The organism is Propionimicrobium lymphophilum DSM 4903 (assembly GCF_000423485.1).
Classification (GTDB): Bacteria; Actinomycetota; Actinomycetes; order Propionibacteriales; family Propionibacteriaceae; genus Propionimicrobium; species Propionimicrobium lymphophilum.
In genome coordinates this window covers 42,843-67,589 of record NZ_AUIB01000006.1, presented here as the reverse complement: position 1 = coordinate 67,589, position 24,747 = coordinate 42,843, and the positions used below count along the sequence as shown (strand labels likewise).

Sequence of the window (24,747 nt, the reverse complement as noted above, 5' to 3'; positions counted from 1 at the left end):
ACCCGCACCATCAACAATCGCAGGAGTAATAAGGCGCTGCTTCACATCTTCCTCAGTAAGACGCGCCATCACACACCTCCACGCTCAAGCGCCCAACGCGCACGCCGCACACCTCCATCTTATCTAACGCGATACTCTCCTAGGACGAGCACGCTCCATAAGCGCAAATGAAACAACCTTTACGCGTAACCCGAGCAAGCACACTCATCCCAGTTCCCAAAGCGGACACGCGCGAGCACAACAGACAGTCCACGGCCAGTTAATGACCCGTGGAGATCGCCGAGCAACACTGCAACGAAATCAAAAGCCGCCATAACCAGCAGAAACAGACACAACGTGCCCAGAGAGCCAACACGTACCCGTATCATCTTCAGCAACTAGATAACCAGATAGCAATGACCAGGTCATCTGACCTGGTCATTTTTTATTAAGTGCTTTTGCCCCATGAGGAATCGCGGAAACAGCAGCCCGCCCAACTTTTAAATCCATGATTCGGAATAGAGCCTGTGGATAACAGTTAAGTGGTTGTCTATGGTTAGTTACTTTCTTCAAGAAATCTCTTTAAATAAAACGGACAAGAATGTACGAATAAATACAGCCTTATGCTGTCGACGGTGAATACCTTGTTTCTTTTTATATTGATAAAAAATGTCCAATAAATAAGCGCTGAGCGGAAAAATTAAGATCCCTCTATTAGTCCTAAATAAGCGTTTGGAACAGGCGGGAAGTTTTAAGTATTCTGGCCAATCCCCATGATTGCAAATAACAATGGAACAGTAGACAACCTCACTATTGCCCGCCTGTGCATAACATTGCTCAGAAAAAGGAGATCCTGGATCGCCTCGATCCTCGAATCTCCATACGCAGAACCCCTTGGTGAACGCCGAAGAACATGATAACCATTTATTTTATGGGCGAAATAATGTTCCGCGAATATCGAGATTACATTGAGAATAGAGTCAGAGTAAACAATGCGATGATGGCGCTGCTAGCCGGTTCGAAACTAGCAGCGCACACGCTGTCTCTGACATCGGGCTCAAACTCGACTTTGGCTGAGGTTTTTCCTACAGTCGAACACATTAAGCGCTTCAATTTGAGAAGTGACTCAGCTCGCGACCTTCTTAATGATGCTGATCAATACATCGCCTCTGTCACGATTCCTTACGCGTTGGCGACGCACGAGGATTTTGTCATAAAAATGCTTCATCTCTTAGAGAGTGAAGGTGTAAGGCCGATAACACATGGCAGACAAGTCAAGGCTTGGAACATGCATGAAGTGCTTTTCGAGACTTGTGGCTATTTGAAACCGGTCGAGTGGTTAGAGACATTTCACGTGATCCGAGAGATACGAAATTCTATAATCCACTCTGGCGAACTTTCCGACAGCAGGCTCAATGAAGCTATATCTCGCATGGGCGATGATGCTCGCCATGGCTGGTCAAAACTTAACCGCAACGCTTTACCGGAAGCTACGATCGATAGCAAAGGCCGACTGGCCTTGACAGCAGAAAATGTTTTTACGTCACTTGCAGTAACTAAGCGGTTGGGCCGTGAGATTAATCGTGCACTGGCTAACCGGCTGGATACTACAGAATGGGCGCGATTAGCGATTAGTGACTTCCATAAGTCAACAACGAAAATACGAAATTCTTCTGGGTGGAGGAGATCTGCAATCGGTTTCGCGAGACAGTATTACAGTCTCGCAGGAATCACAGAGGGAGATATCGAGCAAGCAGCCAGAAAGTTAGGATTTTGGACCATCGCTGCCTGGAAATAAAAAATAGGGGGCTCTTTCCTATTGAGCTACGCCAAACTTAATGCATGGGCCAGGACTCGAACCTGAGTCTCCCCTATTCTGTGGAAATCCCTGGTCACGAACCAGCAGAGCCTACACTCCGATTTCCTGTCATTGAGCTTATCACAGCCCAGACAAGTAAAGTTAAATAGTTAGTCTTTGCGCTCTAAGATTCACACAGTTACTGCGGTCTAAGTTTGAAGATCTAATTTTGTGATTAGCCATCAGGCCAAGATCAAGATCATCAGGCCGAGAACTATCATCACGACTGGGAACAGGATGCTTTCCCACTTTTCTAGGTACTCGGCAATGGCCTTTCGCGATGTTATGTATTTGGCAAGGAAAACGACCACGGCGGCTAAAAGCAAAAAGACAACTACATAGACCGCTAGCTGCCAAGGCTGGGAGACCGAGAATACGGGCAGATAGACGGCGGCTTCGTCACCAGAATTCGCGAAGGTCACCGCCGCAACAGATAAAACACTGGTCAGCTTTCCTTGGATCAATTCGTCGTCATCTTCATCCTCGCCCCTGGACTTCCATGCTTGCCATGCAGCCTTCAAGCCGATGATCAGCGGGATCAGGCCTAGCCAACGAAGCGCCTCCACGGGAAGAACGAGATTAATGCCAGCCGCGAGAGCCAAAGTCAGAATTATTATCGCGCCGAAGCCCAGGTACTGCCCCGCCAAGATTCTGCGGGTCGTGCCGGGACGGCCGTGGCCACGGGCGAACCACATGCTCAGAATCACGAGGTGATCAATATTCGTAGTCGCAAACAGGACAACAGCCTGGAGCAAAGTTAGCAATTCATTCCCTTTCCTCGTATTTGCCTCAGCTCGAAAACCTAATCGTCACGAATCTCAACACTAGTCGAGCAGAGTCAACACATTATTATTAGAGTTCCCCGCGACTGAGAATTTTCTAGGGCCGGCTGTGCAAGCTCTATGAACTAACTGTGATCGCTAAACTTTCGCGCTAGAAAGTGCGAGGATTGTTACAAGACGATTCGCTAAAGAATCTATCCGAACAAAGACAGTTCGAACATAAAACAAATGGAGGAAAGATGGCAGATCTGATCCAAGAAGCTCTCAAGACATCCACCGACACCAAAGCAATCGCTTTCGGCCGTGGCGTCATCAAGGAGACCGGCAGGATCTTCAAGGAGCTTTTCGGCGACGCCAAAGGCATCATCATCGCAGACGGAAACACTTGGGAGGTTGCAGGCGAACAGGTCAAGGCATCTCTGGAAGAGGCGGGCGTCGAGCTCGTCGAGCCTTTCATCTTCCCCGGCACCCCGACACTGTACGCCGGCTACGAGAACGTTGAGCGCGTGCGCGACCACGTCAAGGACATGGATGTTCGCTGCGTCTCCATCGGTGGCGGCACGCTGAATGACCTAGTCAAGCTGGCAAACGGCGAGCTCGGCCGTCCTTACATGAACGTCTGCACCGCAGCCTCTATGGACGGCTACGCAGCGTTCGGCGCGTCGATCACCCGCGACGGCTTCAAGATCACCCGCAACTGCCCCGCTCCGGCAGGCCTGATCGGCGACCTGGACATCATGGCCCACGCCCCACACAGGCTGACCGCTACCGGCGTCGGCGACCTGATCGAAAAGGTCCCCGCAGGCGCCGACTGGATTATCTCCGACATTCTGGGCATCGAGGCAATCCACGAGCAGTCCTGGAACCTAGTCCAGCCCCCGCTGCGCGAGGCGCTCAGCGACCCAGAGGGCATCAAGGCTTCCGACCCTGATGCCCTGCACGGCCTGGCTCAGGAGCTCATCCTCTCCGGTCTGGCTATGCAGTCCATGCAGTCTTCGCGTCCGGCATCGGGTGCCGGCCACAACTTCTCCCACCAGTGGGAGATGGAGGGCCACGGCCTCGACTGGGAGCCCCCGCTATCGCACGGTCAGAAGGTTGGCATCGGCACCGTCGCTTCTTGCGCACTTTACGACGCTCTGGCAAGCATCGACATCGACGCGATCGACCCGCAGGAGGTCGCAGCCAAGCAGCTGAGCCCCGAAGATAACAAGAAGCGCGTCGAGGACTTGCAGCCCATCAAGGCCATCCGCGACGCAGCAGTCGATCAGTCCATGCAGAAGTATGTTCCGGCAGACAAGCTGCCCGAGCGTGTTCAGCTGATCAAGGACAACTGGTCGAGGATCCTCGAAGAGTCCAAGAAGCAGGTTATGCCGGCTAAGGAAATCGCCGACATCCTGAAGCGCTGTGGCGCTCCTTACCACCCGGCACAGCTGGACGTCGACATGGAAAAGATGAAGCTGACCTACTACCAGTCGCAGACCATTCGTGCCCGCTACAACATCACGGATGTGCTATACGACCTGGGCATCTACTCCGACGTAGTCGAGAGCCTGTTCGCACCGGGCGGCTACTGGGCAGAGGCAGAGGTTCCGACCGAGGGCTTCATCAACCCGGCAAAGCAGTAAGCAAAACAGCTAGGCCTAGACCTTAGCGAATAAAAGAGGGTGCCTGGATTAATTTTCCAGGCACCCTCTTATTGGTCGCGCAATCACCAGATACTAGCGCAACGGATACTTCTGCGAAAATTCATATTGCCTAACCATGACATCCTTCAATGCCGGATAGACCTGATCTTGAATCTCCGCCAACTCGCGATAAATCTCGTGAGTCTTCTGGTTGGGCTCAGAAGTGCCGCCGAGCGCGGCCATCGCCTTCGCAGCGTCCTGGACCGAATCGAAGGCGTCCGTGTTGGACATCGCGATCACCGCAGCTCCCATCGCCGAGACTTCCTCGGTTTCGCAGGCTGTGAGCGGCACACCGATGCAGTCTGTCATGATCTGGCGCCACAAAGTCGAGCGCTGCCCACCGCCCATAACGCGAACGGACTTGATCGGCACACCTGTCGACTCCTCCAGCTGACGCAGGTTCGAGGCCATGGTCAGCGAGATACCTTCAAGTATCGATCGGTAGATTTCGGCACGCCCGTAAGCTCCGGCCAAACCGACGATGGCGCCGTGAGCGATCGGATCCCAATACGGCGACTGAACCGCGTTCCAATACGGCATCGTCACCAAGCCACCGCATCCGGCCGGAACCTTCGACGCAGCCGCGTCTAACGCCGGATCTGGCCTGCCCCCGAGTGCGGGATCGCCCAATTCCTGACGGAACCAACCGGCAAGGTGAGCGCCCGAGTTCTGCACGATCTCCAGGACGTATTGACCCGGAATGCCAGCGACGTCGGTTCGATATACGTCGGCAGTCAGGTAGTTCGGAGAGTGAACTCCCGCCACCAAAGCGGTACCCATATTCAGATAGGCCTCGTCGGTTCCAATGGCGCCGGCCCCAAGTGCGGCGGCCTGGCCGTCACCGCAAGAGGCGACCAACTGAACAGGGTGCTTGATCCCCCAACCACTAAGGACGGTCTTCTTTATCGGCGCTATCACGGAGGCGGCGGGAACTAGATCAGCCAGCTGGCTACGCTGAATTCCGATCAGATCGATTAGTTCGTCGGAATACTCCAGCTTTGCCGAATCCAGCAACCCGAGCGAATCGGCGGTAGCCACCGAATCGACCCATTCGCCCGTCATTGCATATGTGAGATAGCCGTGAACGCCGACTATCTTGTGGGCCGCCTGCAGGCTCTCGGGCTCGTTCTCCTTCAGCCAAGCGATCTTGTAGATAGACGGCGTGGTGTCCGGCTGGAAACCGGAGATCTCGTGCACCCGCTCGCTGCCGTACTTGTGAACCTGATCCGCTGCGCGGCCGTCCAGCCACAGAATTCCTGGGCGAAGCGACTCGGCGTTTTTGTCGACAAGAGCGAAAGACTGCCGCTGAATCGTCGCGCAGACGAATTCGATGCGCTCGCGATCTTTCTGCGACAGCCCAGAAACTGCCTTGCCGATTGCCTCGTTGGTGCTCGCCCACCAGTCTTTGGGATCTTGCTCGTAAAAATCGACCTTGGGGGTCGACATCGGGAACTCGACCTTCGCCGAAGCCACGACGATGCCGCCCGAATCCACCACGATCGCTTTTGTGCTGGTCGTGGACGAGTCCACCGCAATTACGAGACTATTTGCGTTCATAGAGCCTCCTTGCTCAAATCAATGGAACGCTAATTGATTTTAGTGGCTCGCCTCGACGAACACGAAAGTTAGGCTCCCGTGTATTCCACCAGTTCTTCGGACATGGAAGTCACGATCGCGCGGGTCCTAGCCGCAGAAGCCTCCAGCTCTTCAGCGTTAGCTGCACCCTTCTTGACCTCATCGGGGATCAGTTTCACCTTGCCGTCAGAAGTGATAGCCAGCGGAGCCCACTCCATCTTGGTCGCCTCGAACTTTTCCCCAGGAAAACCCTGCAGTGTGATCTGTGCGAAATAGCCCTCGTAGACATCCGGCCAACCAGAGCGCAGCATCATTCCCGTGACGTTTCCAGTGCCGTAAACAACCCACTTGCCGTTTACCTTGGCGATCGGCTGGCTAACGTGAGCGTGCTGCCCGTAGATGAAATCGACGTCCGGGCTAGCGGAAACTGCCTGAACGAAGTCAATCTGCTGCTGGTTGGGCTGGTGGTTGTGTTCGTCACCGGCGTGCATGTGGACGACAACGACGTCAGCGCCTGCCACCTTCAGCTTGCGGGCATCGGCGATCGCCTTATCCGCGTCGAGGATATCCACAGACCAGTCCTTACCCTCGGCCTTGGGAATCCCGTTAAGGCCATAGGTCTGCGAAACGAAACCGACCTTCACGCCCTTGACGTCGACGATCTGAGGAGTGTTTGCCTCTTCCTCAGTTCGATAAGTGCCCATAGGCACCACTCCTACGCTCTCCAAAACGTCCTTGGTGCGCACTAAGCCGTCCCAGCCGGCGTCCATGGTGTGGTTGGAGGTGGTGGAGCACATGTCCCACCCTGTCTTGGCCACTGCCTTGGCTGCGTCCGGCGGGGTCTTAAACGAGGGGTAACCGCTGTACGGGCCTTCCGGTGCCGCATACGGCAGTTCGTTCTGGCAGATCGCCCAGTCTGCGGAAGAGACATAGTTAGTTGCAGATTCCAGGAAAGGGTAGAAATCCATGCCTTCTTCGCCCTTTGCCGCTGCGTTTTGGGCAGCGGGCTCGAAGTAGCTGTCGTGCCAAAGCAAATCCCCGGAAACGTTCAGCGTGATGCTCACTGGCTGAGGTGTGGGGGTCGGCGTCTCCATAACCGACTCCAAAGCGGAAGGCGTCTGTTCGGGCGCCCCCGAATTGGCCTGACAGCCCGCAAGAAGAAGTGCTGCTACCAGAGCGAATACGGCCTTTACTTTAGGCATGATCTCCCCTTTTTGATTTCAGGAAATGAGCCTACAGATTGCCTCTGGCAAAAACCTATTTTTAACCCTGCGCAAGCTGGGTAAAAAGTAACCTCTGCATTTCTGGCCCCCATGCGGCAGAGATCTTTTTCCAGATTCTCTCCGCTTGCTTGGCCTGCACAGCGGGCCCAAAAAGCGCCAACCGCTTTGCCCCAGATTCGATCAGCTCGTCGACGTCGTCGCCCTCGGTCATCGCGAACCATGGCTTAGAAGATGCGTCGGAGGCGGGCGCAAACTTTTGTGCGACGAGAGCTAGGGCTCCGGTGACGATCAGGAAGTCGACATCGTCGCTATCGATAGCCTCGGCTAGCCTTTCTTCGCTCGGACATGCTGCTCCCCTGAACGCGAATTCGTGCGGCTTCTCGACTGGAAATCTTTGGTGGGCCACGACGTCACACTTGAGATCAACGGCTAGGTCTTCGTCGCCAAAAGCACCGACTAACGCGTCATATCCAGAAAATGACTTTGCGGTCTTCACGGATTCGGCGTCCGGGGCGGTCAAAAGGACCACCGAAACGCCAGCAGAGGCCAACTCATCGCAAAGGGTGGCCAGCTTGCGTTGCTCCTGTGCAGGCACCAGCGCCATCAGCTTCGCAGTTTTTAACCTGCTTGAAAGACCCATCACAGCCGTCATGGCATAAATTCTAGCTTGGGTCGCGAAAACACCGAGCAAAAGCACATGGGGCATGTGGCATTATCGGTACCTTGACCTTATAAGCTAGTAGTTATTCTTCCCCTAACTTTGGAGCCTTCATGAGCACTGATCAGATGTCTGGCAACGTGCTTGATGGCCGCTACGAAATTTTGGCGCGGCTTGCCCGAGGCGGAATGGCCACCGTCTACCGCGCTTGGGACCGCCGCCTGGAGCGAATCGTCGCAGTTAAGGTGATGCACGAGGGCCTGGGCGACGACTCCGACTTCAAGGCCAGGTTCGACCGCGAAGCCAGGTCCGCAGCGGCTCTCACTTGCCCGAACGTCGTTTCCATCTACGACCAAGGCGTGGAGCAGGGACGCCCATACATCGTGATGGAGTTCATCGAGGGCTACACGCTTCGCAACCTAATCGCTAAAGAGGCGCTGTTCAGCCCGCTGAAAGCACTGAAACTTCTCGAACCCGTAGCCGCGGCACTCGCTGCGGCGCACGACAACGGGCTGGTGCACAGGGACGTGAAACCTGAGAACGTGCTGATCAGCGAGCGCGGCGATGTGAAAGTCGCCGACTTCGGCCTTGCACGAAGCGTCAGCACCCAGACCGCGACGGCCACACAAGGCATGCTGATTGGAACCGTCAGCTACCTGCCTCCTGAGCTAGTAATGAGAGGCCAGGCAGATTCGCGTTCTGACGTCTACTCTTTCGGCATCGTGCTTTTCGAGTTGCTCACCGGCACGAAGCCCTTCACCGGCGACAGCCCGATCACCGTGGCATACGCCCATGTGAACGGCGAGGTGCCGCGCCCGTCTCAGCGGCTCGTGGAGAAGAAACCGAATGCGGCCCGCCATCATCCGATCCCCGACTACATAGACGCGTTGGTGTTGGCCTGCACCAGGCGGGATCCGACGCTGCGGCCACGAGACGGTCATGCGCTGCTAACCAGAATCCGCCGAGCCAGGCGTGCTCTGGAACGAGGCATCCGACACGACCAGGCCCTCACCATGATCATGTTCCCGGGCGCAGACCATCGCGGGCAGCAGGAGATGACCTACGAGCCGCCGGTTACTCAAAGCGAGCCTGTTGCGGAATATTCATACGACGAACCTTCCGAGCCGGTGCAACCCGCGCCTGCTCCGGTGGCTGCCCCGGTTAAGGTACGCACCCAGCCACATAAAAAGACGACAGCACGCAGGCGAAGGTTTTCGCTAGCGCTACTCGTTCTTCTCGCGATTTTGGTTTCCGTCGGAACCTGGTGGTTAGCTGCCGGCCGATACATCGATACACCGGAACTGATCGGCCTAGACCGGGCGACGGCAAGCGCGACCGCGCAAGAGCTAGGATTGAGCGTCGAGTTCACGGAGAACTTCTCTGAGGACGTGCCTGCCGATCACGTCATATCAACGGATCCCGCACCAGGCGAGCGCGTCAAACGCCAAGGCACGATTCACGCGAGCATTTCTAAGGGCAAGGAACGCTACCCGATGCCCGATCTGATCGGGAAGACGGTGGACGAGGCTCGTAGCATCCTTTCTTCGAACAACCTGCGATTGGGTAAGGTCAGCGAGGTTTACCACGACACGGCGGCGGAAAAAACCATCGTCTCTACCAGCTTCGGTGCAGGCGAGCCGCTAAAGCGGGACACGACCGTCGACATCGAGGTTTCCAAGGGACGCAAACCCGTAGAGATACCGAACGTCACCTCGGACACGCTCGAAGAGGCAACTAAGAAACTGACCGACCTGGGTCTGCTTGTGGAGACCACGCGCGCCAACGACAAGGACGTGCCAAAGGATAAGGTCATCAGCCAAGAGCCGGTCGCGACCACTCAGGGCTTCGTCGGCGACACCGTGAAGCTAACCGTCAGCGACGGCCCCAAAGAGATCGAAATGATCGATGTCGAGGGCATGAGCGTCGATGAGGCCACCAAGAAGCTCGAGGAAGCGGGCCTGGCCGTCGACGAGGTCAAGTACCCGTTCGGTACCAGAAACCGCAAGGTTCTCTGGACCGACCCAAAGGTTGGTAAAAAAGTGGCTGAGGGCAGCAAGGTAGTTATCACCGCCCGCTAGCTACATGTTGCGCTCGGGAACGTTTTCCTCGTCCAGATTCCTGAACTCGTTTAGCCTGGTGGCCACCATGAAAGCCAGCTCTAGGCTCTGGTTACGGTTCAGCCGGGGGTCGCAGGCGGTCTCGTAACGGTTGACGAGATCATCTTCGTTCAGCTGGAAGGCGCCGCCGATGCATTCGGTGACGTCCTTTCCGGTCTGCTCGAGGTGCACGCCGCCCGGCCAGGTGCCCAACTGCTTGTGGACGTCGAAGAAACCGTTCAGCTCCTCAACCACGTCCTCGTAGCGTCGGGTCTTAAAGCCGTTTGCGGTTTCGATCGTGTTGCCATGCATCGGGTCGCAGATCCAGGCCACCTTACGTCCGGAGGCCTCGACGCCCTCGATGATCGCGGGTAGTTTGTCGCGCACCTGCGCAGCGCCCATGCGGGTGATGAAACTGATCCGGCCGGGAACCCGATCCGGGTCTAGTCGATCGGCTATCTCAAGAGCGTCCTGCACGGTGGCCGTCGGCCCGAGCTTGATGCCCAGCGGGTTGTAGACGTGCCGCAGCAGCTCCACCTGGGCGCCATTTGGCTGACGGTTGCGTTCGCCGATCCAAACCATGTGACCGCTGGTTACGTAAGGCCTGCCGGTGCGAGAGTCGATTCGGGTCAGGGCGTGCTCGTAGTCCAGCAACAAAGCCTCGTGTGCCGAATAGAAATCCACCTTGGACATCGTGGAATCCTCGACGCCACAAGCGCGCATGAAGCGCACGGCGTGGTCGATCTCAAGCGCCATCTGCTCGTACTTCTTCTCGACGTGGCTGTCCTTGACGAAGCTCGAATTCCAGGCGTGGATCTGACGAAGATCAGCAAAACCGCCAGAGACGAACGCGCGAACCAGGTTAAGAGTGGCGGCGGAAGCGTTGTAGGAATCGATCAGGCGCTCCGGGTCGTGCCTACGCGACTCGGGCGTGAACTCGAAGCCGTTGACCGCGTCTCCTCTGTAGGCGGGCAGCGTGACGCCGTCGCGGGTCTCGGTGTTCTTGGAGCGCGGTTTGGCGTACTGGCCTGCGATGCGACCAATCTTGACGACCGGCACCTGCGCCGCATAAGTCATGACGACGCTCATCGACAGCAAAACGCGAAGCTTCGCCATGATGTTGTCTGCGGTAACGCCGTCGAAAGTCTCAGCACAATCGCCACCCATCAGAATGAACGATTTACCAACAGCTGCCTGCGCGATACGTTCGCGCAGCGAATCGGATTCAGCCACGAAAACCAGCGGCGGCAGGCTGCGTAGCTGGGCTACGACCTGGGCTGCTTTGGCTGGATCTTCATAGGTCGGCTGCTGGATCTGGGGCAGCTCGTGAAGTTCTTCTAGGGTCGGGATATTGCGCACACCATTAAGAATAAGCGACAGCGTCAAGCCAGACTATTTTTGCCCGGCAGCCGGACCCCTAACGCCCCTTGTTTTCCTCTGCCGCGAGCCTTTTCACGTACTCCTTGGCGGCTTTCGCGGCCTCAAGCAGCTCGGCGCGCTCGGCTTCTTCGACGCGCTCTGCCTCTTCCTTGGCCTTTTCCTGCTCGCGCTGGTAATCCTCCCATTGGCTTTGGGCGCGCTGCTGGCTGGCTGCAACCTGTTGCTTTTTGAGCTCTCGGGCCTGCATCGGGTAGAGGTCGCTGTACTCCTGACCGCTTAGCTCGCTAATTTTGAGCATCAGCAAATCAGAAGCTCCCCGCAACCAGAAGCCCTCGACCTTATCGCTGGCGGCTCCGGCGTCGCGGTAACGATCCAGCGAGACCGCCTCGCCAATCCTCAACTCATATTCCGATTGGGGATCTTTCGCTCTAACCAGGGCGGCAGGAATTAGCGGAACGTCGGCCTTGATAGCCAAAGCAACTGCCTCGGGACGGCCCCTGTGCAGGCGTCCGTCGAGGCTCGGCGCGCCTTCAGGAAAGATTAGCACGCCCTTTCCCTTGGATAACGTGCTTAGCGCGCGTTCCTGACGCGCCGTGGGAGTGTCTCGCTTCGTCGGGTTAAGCCTGGAGAGCGAAACTACTCTTCGGCCGAGCGAATTGACGATTCTCAGAGAATCGGTGGAATGAACAAAATTACATGCCAATATGAACGCGCCGTCGGGAAGATTTTCTTGCCCAATGACGTCGGCACGGAATGTCGCCCGCAGCCTTGACCAGCCTATTTTCAGGCTGTGTTTCACGCGCTCGAAGAAGTTACTCATAGCTGAGGCTCCTCGAGGCTGGGGGTATCTTTGACGTGCTTTTCTAGGGCCTCGCCGCTGAGTTTTCCTCGTTTCACTGCGCTCAGGTAGACGTCTACGTACTCCTGACCGGTGACCTCTTGGATGTGGGCCATGATGTCGTTGGTCACCCATCGGCCAACTTTTATGTTGTTTCGGAAATCGTGGAAACGGCTGTAGTCGAGCGGCTTGCCGATGACGATTTTCGCGTTCTCCATGGTGGGCAGGCCGAGTTTATTTTTCAGCAGCCTGGTGTTGATCAACCCGACCGGGACGACGGGTTTGTTCACCTCGAGCGCCATTCGGGCAACTCCGGTGTGGCCCTTGTAGAGACGCCCGTCGGTGCTCCTGGAGCCCTCCGGAAAGATACCGATGGCGTGGCCTGCGGAGAGTTTCTGCTCGATTTCCTCCAGGCCGCTAACGGATGCCTTTCCGCCGGATCGATCGATGGGCACCTGCCCGACGAGCTTGAGGAACCATGCGACGATCTTTCCGCCCAGGTTTTTACCCTCGAACAATTCCTTCTTGGCGGGGAAGATCATTGCGGGTTTCAGCGCAGCAGGCAGCGCGATGGTATCGCCCGCGTCGATGTGATTGGCCGCGATCACGCAGCCGTTCGCCGGGATGTTTTCGGCACCGATAACTTCAACTTTCCAGAACCACTTTACGATTGGTGTGAAGATGAGGTTACGGAAAAGGCGATACCAGATGTTGCCTGGTTGGTAACCGCGGCTAGCGTTGTTATCGGGTTTGTTTTCGGCGCGCTCAGTGTCCATTCCTTTAGTTTATGCAATGACACAGACGTTAGGAGCTTTGCCGAGCCCTGAGGAGTGAGAAAACGTGTCGGACACAGACGAAGAGTTTGCGAAGTTAATAAAAGAGGAGTTCGGCGAGAACGTCGGTCCCAGCTTTTCTGAGCCCAAGAAGTGGTTCTCCATGTCCGACGCGATCGAAAGCACCGAGCCTGACGAGCCAGCAAAGTGGAATCCCGACCCCGAGCCCATTTCACTTTCCAAGCGTGCCGGATTTGCCGCAGGCATGTTCATCGCCGCAGCGGTTCTAATCGTGCTGCTGTGGGCCAGAATGCTGAATCCAGGCTTCTGGGTGATGGCCGTCCTATTTTTCGGTGCAGGAATAGCCGTGTCATTGACGCTGATCCCAAAGGATAATGACCCGAGGGGCGACGGCGGGCTGGTTCTTTAGCGAGGCCAACCCAGATTCTGCAATTGGACTAACACATTGCCCTTGCTCACGGCCTCACCCACCAGTTTCGCTGCCCTCGCGTACGCCAGCGAGCTGATCTTAGGGTCCTTGGACATGAACTCCTCGGCTGTTGGCGGCTGTTCTGGGCGCAGGCCATTCTCTTCGATCAACCGCTCGCTCTCCTGGGCGCGCTCCGGGTTAGTAGCCAGCGCGATCGCCTCTGCATAGCCCTCGCTGACCCACATATTCTTATCGTCGGGAACGCCCAGTTCCGCAGTCGCGACGTGCACGGCCTCGTGCGTGAGCAAGAATCTCGGGTCGACCTTGTGAATCGGGTTGACGATGATATGGCTAGCAGCCTGGTCGTTCGCATCCGCGAAATCCTGGGCGAGCGTGTAAGCGGCCGAACCGTCTAGGGCCGTTCCCCCGGTGATTTTGTGAAAACTTTCGATGCTGTCGGCCACCTGAATCACAAGGCGCGAGTCCCAACTCAGCTCAGGAACCGCTGCCCGAACCGTTTCGACGGCGTCGTGCGCCGCCAGCAACCAGGAACTGTTGTCCACCTGATTACCGGAAGCGTCGCGAGGGGCTGCCATCACGGTGACGTCATCGTCTGAGTAAACCTCGATCTGTTGGCTCAACCAGATCGGAGCCGGTGAGTCTTCCTTAGGGAAAACGTCCACGACCCGGCAGCCTTGAGCTTTTATTCCTATCTCATGCCAGGCAGGGGCATCGATAGCGGCCGCTCGCCACTTGACCCTAAGCCCGTCTTTGTAAGGCTCGAAAGTGGCCTCGGCGAGCTGACCGAGATTCTTTGCAACCAGCGGTGCCCGTCGCCCGGAAAGCACATTCAGCAGTTTTGCGGAATCGCCTTCTTTAACTGACTGATTCAAGGATTCAGCGACACATTCTAAGTCGGGGGTTTTCTGGCAGCCCGAAAGCGCCAAGACAAGCGAAACGATGATCGCCAGTAGCCGTGCACGCATGAGCACAAGTTTGCCATTACCTAGTTTGCAGATTCGAAAAATTGACCCTCTTATCAGCCTCACATCAGCTGGCGAGAGTGTTTCAGAGGAACTATCTCGAGCACAGCCTGGGAAGGCATTGTTAAAAAATTGTCAGTGGCGCCTACTAGCGTCGAATGCATGAAACCTTTACAGCCCAGCTTTGACGACCTCGGCGTGCCGTTGTTCGACGTCAGTTTTTGCGTCGTCGACCTCGAGACGACGGGTGTTGGAGAGGGTGCGGCAATCACCGAGATCGGCGCTGTTAAGGTTCGTGGCGGCGAGGCTGAAGGCGAATTCGCCACGCTCGTGAACCCCCAAATGCATATTCCCGCAAACATCACGGTGCTGACTGGCATCTCCGACCGCATGGTTGCCGATGCACCAACCATCAATACAGTGCTGCCGAGCTTTTTAGAGTTCGCTCGCGGGACGGTTCTGGTTGCGCACAACGCGAGCTTCGACGTTGGTTTTCTGAAACGTGCCTGCGCGAACTTGGGCTACGAATGGCCTGGTAACCAGGTTGTAGACACCGTCAAGCTAGCCAGGCACACCCTGCTGCGCGACGAAGTCCGCAATTGCAAGCTGTCCACACTTTCTGCATTCTTCAAGGTCCCAGAGATGCCGACGCACCGCGCACTCGACGACGCCCGAGCAACCGTCTACGTGCTGCACGGCTTATTAGAGCGGGTCGGCGCGCTTGGCGTAACTACGCTCGAAGATCTCCTCGAATACGCCCACCACGTTTCCCCGCAGCGACGAGCCAAGCGGGTATGGGCGAAGGATCTTCCCGAGGAACCGGGCATCTATCAGTTCTACACGGACAAATCTCACAAGGATGGCAGCCGGGAGATTCTGTACGTCGGCAAGTCGGTGAACATCAAAAAGAGGGTTGCCACCTACTTCACTGCGTCGGAGACGCGCGGGCGCATGGAAGAGATGGTTCGCATCTCCACGGGCGTGGAAGCCATCGTCTGCCAGACTCCCCTAGAGGCCGAAATCCGCGAGCTGCGAACGATCAATTCCCAGCAGCCGCACTATAACCGTCGTTCTCGTCGCCAACACAAGCTGGCCTGGCTGAAACTAACCAACGAGCGCTGGCCGAGGTTCTCGGTGGTCTCGAAAATCACCGACGATGCCAAATATTTTGGGCCCTGCGTCAGCAGAAGGGTCGCCCAAGAACTAGCGCTGGTCCTCTCCCAATCGTTCAAGCTGCGTCAGTGCACTCAACGCATCGGGCCGCGCTCTATTTCTTCTAGCTGCGCGTTAGCCCAATTAAATCGCTGTTTTGCCCCTTGCCGAGGCGATGACGAGACGCTTGGCGAGCTATATTCACTGGCCCTGGACGAAGCGATCCGGTCGACCTACGACGTGCGGGCAATCACTGAATCGCTTAGCGAACAGATGCGAACCCTCAGCGCACAAGAACGTTTTGAGGAGGCAGGCGTCGTCAGGGACAGGCTCGGCCTCTATCAAAGAACCATCCTGCGTTGGCAAAGGCTGAAAGCGTTGACCCATTGCCCACTGATCGTCGCCGCAAGCCCCAACGCTGGTGGGTGGCAGATCAACATCGTAAAGTACGGTTTCCTGGCCGGAGCCGCCCGCGCTAAGCGTGGTGAATCCGCTCTCGCAATAGCGGACGAAGCGCTACGGGTCAGCGCAACCGTTCCTAAACCACAACATGGCCTGCCCGCCGGCTCAGTCGAGGAGGCAGAATGCATCGCCAACTGGCTCGAAAGCCCGGGCGTGCGGTTAATGCAGATCGAAGGAGATTGGGCCATCCCCAGCAATGCGGGAGCGCCGCAAATGGTGAAACTAGATGCCTAAAAACGGCTGATCGTTCGAAACAGGTCGGTTCTTTTGGCGAACGAGTGGCTAGACTTGAGGCCATGATTACGGCAATCGCATTTGTACAGGTAGAAAGCTCCCGCATCCCCGAGGTTGCGCAGGAAATCGCAAACATTGACGGCGTCAGCGAGGTTTACTCGGTGACTGGCGACATCGACCTGGTAGTCATGGTGCGAGTGCGTGAATTCGACGAGATCTCGTCGGTCATCTCCGACAAGCTAAACAAGGTGGAAGGGGTCATCGACACCAGTTCACACCTGGCCTTCCGCGCCTACAGCAAGGTTGACTTAGAGGCCACTTTCAACATTGGCGAATAAAAAAATTGCGCTGCCTGTCGGCAGCGCAATTTTTTTAGGTTTTACTCGAAGTCGATCGAGTTGATGACTACGTCTTCGAGCGGACGGTCGGCGGCATTGGTGGCCACCTTCCCGATCTCGTCGACGACCTTCTGAGAATCCTCGTCAACAACCTCACCGAAGATGGTGTGACGCATGTTCAGCCACGGGGTCTCGACGGTGGTAATGAAGAACTGCGAGCCGTTGGTGCCGGGGCCAGCGTTGGCCATTGCCAGCAGATACGGACGGTCGAACTTGAGCTCGGGGTGAAATTCGTCACCGAATTGGTAGCCGGGGCCGCCACGACCGGTGCCGGTCGGGTCTCCACCCTGAATCATGAAGTTATCGATGATGCGGTGGAAGATGGTGCCGTCGTAGTAGTTATCGGTCTTCACCGAGCCGTCGCGAGGGTCACGATATTCGCGCTTGCCGGTGGCGAGCTCAACGAAGTTACGGACCGTCTTCGGGGCCTCGTTTTCAAACAGCTTAACCACGATGTCGCCGTGGTTAGTGTGGATGGTTGCTTGCGTCACGCTTGCTCCTATCTTTTCTTTCGCAAGCCAGTTTACCGGTATCCCAAAGCACAATTCCATGCTGTATAAAACCTATGAATTTTGCTCCGTCCACTTGATCCTGTCGCTAGCGAAGTAACGTTGAATGTAGCTCGACTACGAGCAAGCTCGATTACGAGCCCCAAACAAGATCGGAGATCTTAAAATGTTCAACGAACGAAAGGCCGCACGCAAGGCCAAGGCTGCCGCCGAAGAGGCCGCCGCCAACACCAAGCACGCCCTCGACGACGTGGCAGATTTCATTGCTCCGCACGCAAAGAAGGCTGCGAACGCTGCATCCGAAACTTTCGACGATGTGTCCCGCGCTTATAAGAAGAACGTCGCGCCGGCCGTCGACAAGGCTGTTTCTAAGGTTCAGCCCGCAGTCAGCAATGCTTACCACGATGTCGCTAAGGCCGTAGACAAAGAAGTCGTTCCCCGCATTCAGAAGGCGTGGAAACAGGCCCAGCTGAACCCGACGGTTCAGGAGGCCACTGACAGGGGCGCCGCAGCGGTTGCTGCTCTTCGTGGCGATCTTTCCCTGCCCAAGCCGGTCCTTCCCGAGCCCCGCAAGAGGCGCAGCTTGGTTCGCGGAACGTTCATTTTCGTCAGCATCGCTGCAGCAGTTGCTGGCGTGGTTTGGTTCGTCCGCTCGTTCCTCGGCGATTCCGATGACGGCTGGACCCCGCAGGAGCCGAACCGCAACTTCAAGGATTCGGACTGGAACAAGCCCGCAGAGGAGTCTGAGGACGAAAAGCCCAAGCGTTCCGAGGAAGAGGGCAAGAACGAAAAAAACAAGTATGGTGACGACGCATACGTGGGCGACGAGCCCCCGGCGGAGTTCACCATCAAGGGCAATGAGCGCTCGATGAAGTACCACGTTCCCGGCACCGGCGGCTTCGAGGCCACCAACGCCGACGTCTGGTTCAAGAGCGAGGAGGCAGCCAAGGCTGCTGGCTTCACCAAGGCGCAGCGCTAAATTCAGGCAATAGAAAGTCCCGGCAGGAAAACCTGCCGGGACATTTTTGTCTACTTCTTCTCTTGCCTGTTTCGCTCTTCTTTTTTCTCAGCGAGCTTGGTGTACATGTCTTCGATCACCTCGCGGAAACGGTCCTCCACCTCGCGGCGCTTAATTTTCAGCGACGGTGTCAGCAGCCCGTTTTCTAGCGTAAATCCGTCGGGCAGCAGCCTGATGTCGCGGATCTGCTCCTGACGCGGTAGTTTCTCCGTGATCTCTTCGACGCCCTTTCGGATTTCCTCTAGGACCTCGCTATTTTCCAGCACCTGCTTGAAGTCGTCGTGAGCAATGTGCAGTTTCTCGGAGATCTCTTCGAGGGCCGGCATAGATGGTTTGACCAACAGCGTCAGGTATGGCCTGTTGTTGCCGAGGATCACGGCCTGCTCAAAAAGCGGATCGGCCAGCAGCATGTCCTCGATGGGTGCCGGCGAGACGTTTTTTCCGCCGATGGTGACGATGATGTCCTTGAGCCTGTCGGTGATGAAGAGGAAGCCGTCCTCGTCCACGTAACCCATGTCGCCGGTGTGCAGCCAGCCTTCTTCGTCGATGGCCTCCGCGGTGGCTTTGGGGTTGTTCCAGTAGCCGTCCATCAGATTTTCGCCGCGATAGTAGATCTCGGAGTTGAGACCGATTGCGATCTCGCCGCCGGGAATGACCGGACCGCAGCTGCCCTCGCGGTGATAGTTGGGCCTGTTAAAGCTGACCAGAGGTGCGGCTTCGGTGAGCCCGTAGCCGGTGAGGATCGGCATTCCGCAGGAACTGAAGAAGTGCTCCACCTCGATGCGAAGCGGCGCTCCCCCACAAGCCAGCAGTGTCTTTCGCCCGCCCATCGCTTCGCGAACGTTCTTTAACACCAGCTTGTCAGCGAGCGGAAGTTGAGCGCGCCACCACAACTGGGGCTTGCGGCCTTTGACGAACGACTTCTGCATCCGGGCGCCGACTCGAAGGGCCCAGGCGAAGATGGCCTTACTAATTTTGGACTTTGAGACCTTCCGGCGGGCTTCCTTGAACACCGTCTCGTAAAGTTTGGGGACGCTAACCAGCATCGTCGGCTGGGCAAGAACCAGAAGTTCCGCAACTTTTCGAGTGTCGGGCACGTAGGTGTTCATGCAGCCGCTAGCCATCACGAATGCGCTCCAACCGCGCTCGAGAGCGTGCGAAAGCGGCAGGAAGCAGAGGCTGTGGTCTGAGGTGTCTAGGTCGAAAAATTGGTCTAGCGCCTCGAGCTGGGTGAACATCGCCTTATGACTGATAACGACTCCCCGCGGGTCACCGGTCGTTCCAGACGTGTAGGTGATGGAGAAAATGTCGTTCGGGCTGGCTGCCACCATCCTGCGTCGGATGGCTTCGGACTGGTCTTCGCTGGGCTCCTGATGGGGCGCAAATGCCTCTAGATTTTCGACGCCCTCGACGTCATGCAGCGAGATGATCTTCTGCAGCTCGCCCAGCTTCGGTGCGGCTTCCTGGGCGCTTCTCGTCTGCTGCTCGTCGCCGGTGAAAAGAATTTTCACACCAGAATCGGCGCAAATGTGTTCGATCTGCTCGGCTGTCGAGGTCGAATAGAGCGGCACCAAAGCCGCGCCGATCGTCGCCGTAGCCAGGTCGATCTGTGTCCACTGCGGCATGTTCGAGGCTAGAAGTCCGACACGGTCTCCGCGTTCGATGCCTGCGTTGATTAAGGCTGCGGCGATCTGCTGAACCCTGGCGTGCAGTTCTTCATATGTTTGGGTGTGCCACTCGTCGCCGATTCTTATTCTCGTGGCTGGCAGGTCTGAGTAGGCGTAACGGGCAGTTTCAAACAGCCAAGCGACGTGTTTACGTGGCGAAGTGGAAAGCACGCTCATGTTGGCAATAGTAGATGTTTTTCGTCGTCGACTAGTACTGATCCAAAACTAATGAAGTTATTTTGTTACCTAACCTCACAAATCGACGTTCTAAATGGGCTTTACCTAGTGACCACATTTTTTTAATCCGAAAGGTAAAGCCATGGAAACCTCGTCTCACTACTCCTGGGTTAAGGCGCAGCCGTTCAAGTCTCTTGTTTGCCACTTAATGGCGACTCATCAATTGCCTTGGAGGGTCGTGGCTGTGGCGGCAGGCGTGCCGTCGATGGTCGTGAAAAATATGTTGTTCAAAGATCGTCCCCGGATAAGAAGTTGCGACGCAAAGGCCCTGATGAGGCTGGCTTCTGGCCGGATGGAGCAGTTGAAGGGGATGGTAGCCGACCCGTTGATCATGCGCGAGGGCCTTTCCAGACTGGGCAGCCAGGTGCCGAACGCTGCCCGGCTCGCGGGTCTGGACGAATTCAGTGCTCGCAGTTATCTGGAGCGCGGCTTCGGCCTCGCTAACGGTTTGCAGCAGGCCTGGCTCTTGGCAGCATGTGAGGCGAGAGGCATAGACCACGATGACATCTTTGAATCTGCGCGTTTCGACTGCGAGGATAGGCTCGTCGATGCCGCCTAGCTCGGTTATGCTCGTTTCCATGATCGCCCTAGCCAGTGCCCTGACTGTGTTGACGCTGGTGCTGCTTCGCGGGCTGCCTGAGCCAGATGACCCAGATGCAAGCTTCAAGATTTCTTACCGAGACCTGGTGGACGTAAAGTTCGTGGTCTTCTGCATGTGCGCGAGTGTGCTGCTCGATTTTGTGACGGTTCTGCGTCCGGAGCCCATCTGGGTGGTTTACGGCTCTAGCGTGCTCGTGTTGGTGGCATGCGATGCCCGCACCACCTGGCTGCCAAACAGTATTATGCATCTTTGCTGGGGGCTGACTGCGCTGGCGCTGATTTACCAGGCCTTCTCGATGGGGCCCGCATCTACTGTTGGGCCGCTGCTCGGCGCTGCCTGCTTGGGTTTGTTCTTTTTTATTACCTGGAGGCTATCTGGTTCCCTAGGTTTCGGTGACGTAAGGCTGAGTCTGCTCGTCGGTGCGACAGCCGGCACGCTGGGCTTAGATGGCTGTATCTTTTCTTTGCTTTTCGGCACGATTGCCGCAGCCGTTTGGGGGTTCGTCACGGCTGCGCGGCGAAAACGAAAACCGTCCCCGCTCGGCAAGGCTTTCCCATATGGTCCTGGGCTTTGGCTTGGCCCGTATCTCGGCTTCCTAGCGGGGTTATTGGCCAGCGCATAAGATTAAACTTGATGACTACTCAATCTCACCTGGACGAGCAACGGAAGCTCAATTTCCAGCGCATCGGAATTTCCGATGAGGATTCGTTCCTCACCGAATACATGAGCGCCTGGAACATGCAGCGACGCATCCACGAGGCAGTGGCTGAGGGCAGGCATGAGAACACCGTCCTGTTGTTGCAGCACCCGAGCGTCTATACCGCCGGGCGTTCAACAAAACCCGACGAAAAACCGTTCGACGGCACTCCGGTGATAGACATCGACCGGGGCGGCAAAATCACTTGGCACGGCCCCGGGCAGCTGGTCGGCTATCCCATCATTCATCTTGCAGACGGCTACTACGTCGTCGATTATGTGCGCCGCCTCGAGGAAGCCCTGATCCGCACCTGCGACGATTTGGGTGTACTAGCCGGCCGCGTCGACGGACGCACTGGCGTCTGGCTACCCGCAACGGATGATAGGCCAGAACGCAAGCTGATCGCCATCGGGGTTAGAGTTGCCAAGCGAACCACGATGCACGGTTTCGCGTTTAACGTGCGCGATGACATGGCCGCGTTCGGGAACATCGTGCCTTGTGGCATCGCCGACGCAGGCGTGACCAGCCTGGCTCAGGAGCTCGAGACGGTTCCGTCTCTTTCGCAGGTTGCCGATGCTCTCGAGCCGCACATGCGCGAGCTTCTCGAAGATTACGGCCCGTTCGACATCCACGACCACTGGTGGCGGCCTAGGAACCCAAACCAGACCAGCGACTCCGCTCCGAAGCGGCCCGCCACCCCACTGATTCAACGTATAGCCGGCCCCACCGTGAGGAAGGACAGCGATGTCTGAAAAGCGACTGCTGCGCATTGAACGCAAGAACGCAGAGACCCCAATCGAGCGCAAGCCAGAATGGATCCGCACGAAACTCGTTCAGGGCCCCAATTATCAGAACATCAAGGACATCATCGGCCGCGAGGACCTGCACACCGTGTGCCAATCCGCCGGCTGCCCGAACGTCTTCGAATGCTGGGAGGATCGCGAATCCACCTTCCTTATCGGCGGCGACGCCTGCACCAGGCGCTGTGATTTCTGTCAGATCGAATCAGCGAAGCCGAAGGGCTTTGATCCCGGCGAGCCCCAGCGGGTTGCGGAGTCGGTTAGCAAACTTGGGTTGCGATATGTGACCGTCACAGGGGTTTGCCGTGACGATCTGCCTGACGAGGGCGCATGGCTATACGCGGAGACCATCCGCAAGATTCACGAGATGAATCCGGGGGTTGGCGTCGAGATGCTCGCCCCGGACTTTTCCGGCAAGGACGAGTTTTTGAATCAGGTCTTCGAGACGCGGCCGGAGGTTTTTGGTCACAACGTCGAGACCGTCCCGAGGATCTTCAAGCGTATTCGCCCCGGCTTCAAGTATGAGCTTTCGCTGGACGTCCTCACCCGCGCCCGAGATTTCGGACTAATCACAAAGTCGAACCTGATTCTCGGCATGGGCGAAACCCGCGAGGAGATCTCGCAGGCCATGCAGGATCTCCGAGACGCCGGCACGCACATTTTGACCATCACTCAGTACCTGCGTCCGGCGGTCACACTGCTGCCGATTCAGCGCTGGGTAACACCGCTCGAATTCGCCGAACTGGCCGAGGAGGCCGAGGAGATCGGCTTCGAGGGCGTGATGAGCGGGCCACTGGTTCGTTCGTCGTACCGGGCTGGCAGGCTTTATCGTCAGGCGCGCGAGAAGTTGGACGCCGAGGCAGCCTAACTGAAGGTTTCCCCGCGAGAGTATCGCCCACCCCATATTCTGGAATTAATGGCAGGGACGAACCAATAACGTGCAGGCCAACTGCTGCATGTGTACACAGGAGGAATTATGAGCCAGCAGAAACAGCTAGTTCGCAGCAAAGACAACCGCATGCTCGCAGGAGTTTGCTCGGGTATCGCCGAATACACCGGCTTTGATCTGAACATCATTCGCCTGGTTGTCGTGGTGCTATCGATCGTTTCGAGCGGCATCGGCATCGGCGCCTACGTCGTTGGCTACCTGCTGATCCCCGAGGAAGGTTCTGACAAGAGTGTCCTGGACGGCATGCTGAACAAGAACGACGGCCCGAGGGACTCGTTCCGCAGCGAGTAAAAAGACTAAAAGATTAAAGGCGTCGGCTGACATTAGCCGGCGCCTTTAATTATTCTTCATGACATCGGAACAAAATATTCGCTAGTTAATAGATACTTTTGCCGCATAGGAAATCCCGAAAGACGCGGCATATGAGCAACCAAAATTTCACCTGGACTAATTTCTACATGGCGTTGGCAGACAGGCTGCTTGACTACCGGGAAAACCGCAATCGGTTAATCCACGAAATCACAGAAGCCTACGCTTCATCTGGAATTAAATTTCCAAAGCTTGATAGTGGAAATGAAATAGCAGACATAGATCCATTCACAGTTTTCGGCCTCTTCAACAAAGGCATCACACCTGAAAACCGGCTGAAGATCATCACCTCACTGGCCAAGGCACTCTCCGTTGATGCTGAACTACCAACGAATTTCGAAGGCATTCCAACCCTCAATAATCTGAACGCAACTTTCTACAGATTTTCGTCCTATCCGCGGCGCGGCGAAGAAGACATCGAAAACCTATGGGACCTATTCACCGCAGGCTTGGAACTAACGGAATCGGAGACCGCGTCCACCAGGGAAAAATTCGTTCAGGCCTACGACCGAACCGTAAATCTGTTCGGCCTGAAGTGGAAAACTTTCATGGGTCTCTATTGGGCTCGCCCCTTTAGGTTCGTGAGCCTGGACTCCAGGAGTCGTTGGTTCATAGGAGACATGGCGGCCGTCGGTGAAGAGATAGCGGGGCTGTTCCCCAAGGAACGAGGCCCACTGATAACCGACGGCAACGAGTACTTAGCCATTTGCGATGAAATCTCTAAAAGACTAGGTACGCCCGAATGCCCCTTCGCCAGTTTCCCCGAATTGACGAATGCCGCTTATCTCGAATCGGAGAGGGTCAACAAAGAGCGAAAGGCCGAAGAGAAGGCATCACAGAGTGAGGCCGAACAGAACGCACTCGGTGATGCGGACGTTGAGACCGTGCGCTACTGGGTCTACTCCCCCGGCACACAAGCTGAAAAGTGGGACGAATTTTACGAAAAGCGGATCATGGCGATTGCCTGGAAGGAACTCGGCGATCTTCGGGCGTACCCGTCAAAAGAAGACATGCGCCTGAAGCTTGTTGAGCTAGACGGCGGCGATAGCTCGCAGAAAAATAACGCCCATACTTTATGGCAGTTCGTGAACGAGATAAAGCCGGGCGACATGGTCTTCGTCAAGCAGGGACGCAGGAAGATCGTGGGCAGAGGCGTCGTCAAGGGTGACTACGAATACGACGATTCGATGCCGGAATTTCCCAACCGTAGAAGTGTCGAATGGACACACAAATGCGACCTAGAGACCGACGACGACTTCGCTATGAAGACGCTCACAGAGGTAACTGACTACACGGATCTTATTGCCAAACTAAATTCCAACTTTTCTGAAGAAGCGGAGGAGGCTATCGAGCCCCAGCCCGCCACCGATTACCCCGCCTACACCGAATAAGAC

General features: G+C 56.5%; 22 protein-coding genes and 2 pseudogenes. 14 read left to right on the top strand and 10 right to left on the bottom strand.

The window, feature by feature from the left end; genetic code table 11:
* The first annotated feature begins 910 nt into the window (after positions 1-910).
* Entirely contained in the window at positions 911-1,777 is an 867-nt protein-coding gene (locus G556_RS0104390; protein ID WP_028821905.1) for a hypothetical protein, read from the top strand.
* Between the two features lie 242 nt (positions 1,778-2,019).
* On the opposite strand, the gene G556_RS0104385 is transcribed toward G556_RS0104390, so the two are convergent.
* Positions 2,020-2,601 (bottom strand): cadmium resistance transporter, encoded by a 582-nt coding sequence (locus tag G556_RS0104385; protein ID WP_028821904.1) that lies wholly within the window; start codon positions 2,599-2,601, stop codon positions 2,020-2,022.
* 257 nt (positions 2,602-2,858) lie between these two features.
* Here G556_RS0104385 and G556_RS0104380 point away from each other — a divergent pair, with 257 nt between their 5' ends.
* Positions 2,859-4,244 (top strand): sn-glycerol-1-phosphate dehydrogenase, encoded by a 1,386-nt coding sequence (locus G556_RS0104380; RefSeq protein WP_028821903.1) that lies wholly within the window; start codon positions 2,859-2,861, stop codon positions 4,242-4,244.
* Between the two features lie 93 nt (positions 4,245-4,337).
* Here the strand turns inward: G556_RS0104380 and G556_RS0104375 are convergent, their stop codons facing one another.
* From G556_RS0104375 to G556_RS0104365, 3 genes are all read right to left on the bottom strand, one after another.
* A complete protein-coding gene (locus tag G556_RS0104375) occupies positions 4,338-5,861 on the bottom strand; it encodes a xylulokinase (protein WP_028821902.1) in 1,524 nt (507 codons plus the stop codon).
* 68 nt (positions 5,862-5,929) lie between these two features.
* Positions 5,930-7,081, bottom strand: coding sequence for a CapA family protein (locus G556_RS0104370; protein ID WP_081675513.1), 1,152 nt, complete (start codon positions 7,079-7,081; stop codon positions 5,930-5,932).
* 61 nt (positions 7,082-7,142) lie between these two features.
* Positions 7,143-7,754, bottom strand: coding sequence for a hypothetical protein (locus G556_RS0104365; RefSeq protein WP_155941741.1), 612 nt, complete (start codon positions 7,752-7,754; stop codon positions 7,143-7,145).
* Between the two features lie 119 nt (positions 7,755-7,873).
* Between G556_RS0104365 and pknB the strand changes: the two genes are divergently transcribed.
* Complete coding sequence (gene pknB, locus G556_RS0104360) at positions 7,874-9,838, top strand: Stk1 family PASTA domain-containing Ser/Thr kinase (protein WP_028821899.1); 1,965 nt, start codon at positions 7,874-7,876, stop codon at positions 9,836-9,838.
* Here the strand turns inward: pknB and G556_RS0104355 are convergent, their stop codons facing one another.
* Genes G556_RS0104355 through G556_RS0104345 form a run of 3 tightly spaced genes read right to left on the bottom strand, consistent with a single transcriptional unit; the run spans position 9,839 to position 12,850 of the window.
* The gene (locus G556_RS0104355; protein WP_233418182.1) at positions 9,839-11,242 is read right to left on the bottom strand and encodes a class II 3-deoxy-7-phosphoheptulonate synthase; all 1,404 of its coding nucleotides are present in this window, start codon (positions 11,240-11,242) and stop codon (positions 9,839-9,841) included. It abuts the gene before it with no gap.
* A 31-nt stretch (positions 11,243-11,273) separates the two neighbouring features.
* Positions 11,274-12,056 (bottom strand): lysophospholipid acyltransferase family protein, encoded by a 783-nt coding sequence (locus G556_RS0104350; protein ID WP_028821897.1) that lies wholly within the window; start codon positions 12,054-12,056, stop codon positions 11,274-11,276.
* On the bottom strand, positions 12,053-12,850 hold the full coding sequence (locus G556_RS0104345; protein ID WP_051176671.1) for a lysophospholipid acyltransferase family protein: 798 nt from the start codon (positions 12,848-12,850) through the stop codon (positions 12,053-12,055). Before G556_RS0104345 ends, G556_RS0104350 begins: the two co-directional genes overlap by 4 nt.
* A gap of 64 nt (positions 12,851-12,914) precedes the next feature.
* On the opposite strand from G556_RS0104345, the gene G556_RS0104340 reads away from it, so the two are divergent.
* Positions 12,915-13,277, top strand: a complete 363-nt coding sequence (locus tag G556_RS0104340) for a hypothetical protein (protein ID WP_016455463.1) — start codon at positions 12,915-12,917, stop codon at positions 13,275-13,277.
* On the opposite strand, the gene G556_RS0104335 is transcribed toward G556_RS0104340, so the two are convergent.
* Entirely contained in the window at positions 13,274-14,263 is a 990-nt protein-coding gene (locus tag G556_RS0104335) for a hypothetical protein (protein ID WP_155941740.1), read from the bottom strand. The two genes, G556_RS0104340 and G556_RS0104335, sit on opposite strands and share 4 nt — an antisense overlap.
* A 159-nt stretch (positions 14,264-14,422) precedes the next feature.
* On the opposite strand from G556_RS0104335, the gene G556_RS0104330 reads away from it, so the two are divergent.
* Entirely contained in the window at positions 14,423-16,108 is a 1,686-nt protein-coding gene (locus G556_RS0104330) for a DEDD exonuclease domain-containing protein (protein WP_028821894.1), read from the top strand.
* Between the two features lie 44 nt (positions 16,109-16,152).
* Complete coding sequence (locus tag G556_RS0104325; RefSeq protein ID WP_338048832.1) at positions 16,153-16,446, top strand: Lrp/AsnC family transcriptional regulator; 294 nt, start codon at positions 16,153-16,155, stop codon at positions 16,444-16,446.
* 41 nt (positions 16,447-16,487) lie between these two features.
* Here the strand turns inward: G556_RS0104325 and G556_RS0104320 are convergent, their stop codons facing one another.
* A complete protein-coding gene (locus G556_RS0104320; protein ID WP_016455459.1) occupies positions 16,488-16,997 on the bottom strand; it encodes a peptidylprolyl isomerase in 510 nt (169 codons plus the stop codon).
* A 184-nt stretch (positions 16,998-17,181) separates the two neighbouring features.
* On the opposite strand from G556_RS0104320, the pseudogene G556_RS11850 reads away from it, so the two are divergent.
* A pseudogene (locus G556_RS11850) lies at positions 17,182-17,637 on the top strand (DUF5324 family protein); the annotation flags it as partial.
* A 120-nt stretch (positions 17,638-17,757) separates the two neighbouring features.
* A pseudogene (locus G556_RS11845) lies at positions 17,758-17,994 on the top strand (sunset domain-containing protein); the annotation flags it as partial.
* A gap of 50 nt (positions 17,995-18,044) precedes the next feature.
* Here G556_RS11845 and G556_RS0104310 read toward each other — a convergent pair.
* Positions 18,045-19,877, bottom strand: a complete 1,833-nt coding sequence (locus G556_RS0104310; RefSeq protein ID WP_028821892.1) for an AMP-dependent synthetase/ligase — start codon at positions 19,875-19,877, stop codon at positions 18,045-18,047.
* 142 nt (positions 19,878-20,019) lie between these two features.
* On the opposite strand from G556_RS0104310, the gene G556_RS0104305 reads away from it, so the two are divergent.
* The 6 genes from G556_RS0104305 (at position 20,020) to G556_RS11605 (ending at position 24,744) form a co-directional block, all read left to right on the top strand.
* On the top strand, positions 20,020-20,496 hold the full coding sequence (locus G556_RS0104305) for a hypothetical protein (protein WP_016455456.1): 477 nt from the start codon (positions 20,020-20,022) through the stop codon (positions 20,494-20,496).
* Positions 20,486-21,160: a prepilin peptidase gene (locus G556_RS10230; protein WP_051176669.1), complete on the top strand. Its 675-nt coding sequence runs from the start codon at positions 20,486-20,488 to the stop codon at positions 21,158-21,160. The genes G556_RS0104305 and G556_RS10230 overlap by 11 nt, the downstream gene beginning before the upstream one ends.
* Positions 21,161-21,171: 11 nt before the next feature.
* Positions 21,172-21,987, top strand: coding sequence for a lipoyl(octanoyl) transferase LipB (lipB, locus tag G556_RS0104295; protein WP_028821891.1), 816 nt, complete (start codon positions 21,172-21,174; stop codon positions 21,985-21,987).
* Positions 21,980-22,903, top strand: coding sequence for a lipoyl synthase (gene lipA, locus G556_RS0104290; protein ID WP_016455453.1), 924 nt, complete (start codon positions 21,980-21,982; stop codon positions 22,901-22,903). Before lipB ends, lipA begins: the two co-directional genes overlap by 8 nt.
* 108 nt (positions 22,904-23,011) lie before the next feature.
* A complete protein-coding gene (locus G556_RS10225) occupies positions 23,012-23,275 on the top strand; it encodes a PspC domain-containing protein (protein ID WP_016455452.1) in 264 nt (87 codons plus the stop codon).
* Between the two features lie 131 nt (positions 23,276-23,406).
* Positions 23,407-24,744 (top strand): restriction endonuclease, encoded by a 1,338-nt coding sequence (locus G556_RS11605; protein WP_211219436.1) that lies wholly within the window; start codon positions 23,407-23,409, stop codon positions 24,742-24,744.
* Positions 24,745-24,747 lie beyond the last annotated feature (3 nt).

What these genes read in the sequence shown, in the direction of transcription:
- G556_RS0104390 (WP_028821905.1), top strand. Translation starts at nt 911, where the DNA reads ATGGGCGAAATAATGTTCCGCGAATATCGAGATTACATTGAGAATAGA.
- G556_RS0104380 (WP_028821903.1), top strand. Translation starts at nt 2,859, where the DNA reads ATGGCAGATCTGATCCAAGAAGCTCTCAAGACATCCACCGACACCAAA.
- G556_RS0104375 (WP_028821902.1), bottom strand. Translation starts at nt 5,861, where the DNA reads ATGAACGCAAATAGTCTCGTAATTGCGGTGGACTCGTCCACGACCAGC.
- G556_RS0104370 (WP_081675513.1), bottom strand. Translation starts at nt 7,081, where the DNA reads ATGCCTAAAGTAAAGGCCGTATTCGCTCTGGTAGCAGCACTTCTTCTT.
- G556_RS0104365 (WP_155941741.1), bottom strand. Translation starts at nt 7,754, where the DNA reads ATGACGGCTGTGATGGGTCTTTCAAGCAGGTTAAAAACTGCGAAGCTG.
- pknB (WP_028821899.1), top strand. Translation starts at nt 7,874, where the DNA reads ATGAGCACTGATCAGATGTCTGGCAACGTGCTTGATGGCCGCTACGAA.
- G556_RS0104350 (WP_028821897.1), bottom strand. Translation starts at nt 12,056, where the DNA reads ATGAGTAACTTCTTCGAGCGCGTGAAACACAGCCTGAAAATAGGCTGG.
- G556_RS0104345 (WP_051176671.1), bottom strand. Translation starts at nt 12,850, where the DNA reads ATGGACACTGAGCGCGCCGAAAACAAACCCGATAACAACGCTAGCCGC.
- G556_RS0104335 (WP_155941740.1), bottom strand. Translation starts at nt 14,263, where the DNA reads ATGCGTGCACGGCTACTGGCGATCATCGTTTCGCTTGTCTTGGCGCTT.
- G556_RS0104330 (WP_028821894.1), top strand. Translation starts at nt 14,423, where the DNA reads ATGAAACCTTTACAGCCCAGCTTTGACGACCTCGGCGTGCCGTTGTTC.
- G556_RS0104310 (WP_028821892.1), bottom strand. Translation starts at nt 19,877, where the DNA reads ATGAGCGTGCTTTCCACTTCGCCACGTAAACACGTCGCTTGGCTGTTT.
- G556_RS0104305 (WP_016455456.1), top strand. Translation starts at nt 20,020, where the DNA reads ATGGAAACCTCGTCTCACTACTCCTGGGTTAAGGCGCAGCCGTTCAAG.
- G556_RS10230 (WP_051176669.1), top strand. Translation starts at nt 20,486, where the DNA reads ATGCCGCCTAGCTCGGTTATGCTCGTTTCCATGATCGCCCTAGCCAGT.
- lipB (WP_028821891.1), top strand. Translation starts at nt 21,172, where the DNA reads ATGACTACTCAATCTCACCTGGACGAGCAACGGAAGCTCAATTTCCAG.
- lipA (WP_016455453.1), top strand. Translation starts at nt 21,980, where the DNA reads ATGTCTGAAAAGCGACTGCTGCGCATTGAACGCAAGAACGCAGAGACC.
- G556_RS10225 (WP_016455452.1), top strand. Translation starts at nt 23,012, where the DNA reads ATGAGCCAGCAGAAACAGCTAGTTCGCAGCAAAGACAACCGCATGCTC.
- G556_RS11605 (WP_211219436.1), top strand. Translation starts at nt 23,407, where the DNA reads ATGAGCAACCAAAATTTCACCTGGACTAATTTCTACATGGCGTTGGCA.